This window comes from Geobacillus sp. ZGt-1 (assembly GCF_001026865.1).
In the GTDB taxonomy this organism is placed as follows: Bacteria; Bacillota; Bacilli; order Bacillales; family Anoxybacillaceae; genus Geobacillus; species Geobacillus thermoleovorans.
Genome location: NZ_LDPD01000034.1, coordinates 1 through 839, shown reverse-complemented (window position 1 = coordinate 839; position 839 = coordinate 1). Strand labels below are relative to the sequence as shown.

Here is an 839-nt window from a genome sequence, read left to right as displayed (position 1 = left end):
TCCCTTTTTCAAATTATTTCGAACGAATTCGGAAATAATGTGCAAAATCTTTGCGAATTATTCCAGGTTTTGCAGATTATTTCCGAACGTTTGCACATTATTTCGGATGATTAACTAGAATGAGGATGGATCGGGATGAAACATAACAGGGGCCGATCAGCCCCTGTTGTGTCAGTACCCCATTTCTTCGGCTGCCATACGCACAATGTCTTCGTCAATCATATGTTTTTTTAATTGAGCGCCGTATAACAGGCAAGTGGTGGCGAGGTTGTTGATGATCCGCGGCCACCCCTGCGACTGCAGGGCGATCGCTTCTAAGGCAGCTGGGGTAAAAATCGAGTGTTTCGCCCCCGCCTGTTTCAGGCGGTGTTCGATATATCCTACCACTTCTTCCTTATCAAGAGGCCCCATCTGGTATCGCATGATGATTCGTTGGTGAAGCGGACGGTGTTGATTCAACCGTAGTTTTGCCTGTAAATGGGGCAGCCCCGCCAAAATCAAGACAAACGGATTCGTTGAGTCCATGTGAAAGTTGAACAGGATCGCGATATCCTGCAGAAAGGCATCCTTCGCTAAATGCATTTCATCAAGGATGAACACTGACGTTACCCGTTGTTCATGATACAAGCGCTCGATCCCTTGTTGGATTTGATAAAACAAGTCGACCTTGCGGTACTTCGGCTCTTCCCCGAGCCCGAAGGCAAGGCCGCGATAAAAGTCCATCACGCTCCCCGTTGACAATGGAAAATAAACGACGTGATACAGTGACGGATTCATGGATTCCTTAAACGCCCGAAGGGCGAATGTCTTGCCGGACCCTGGTTCACCAATCAATAACC

At 47.8% G+C, this 839-nt stretch carries 1 protein-coding gene; it reads right to left on the bottom strand.

Annotation, left to right across the window (positions count from 1 at the left end; all coding sequences use genetic code 11):
• Positions 1-171 precede the first annotated feature (171 nt).
• Positions 172-839: ExeA family protein (locus VU18_RS15330; protein WP_047758414.1), on the bottom strand; the 668-nt coding region annotated here is incomplete at its 5' end.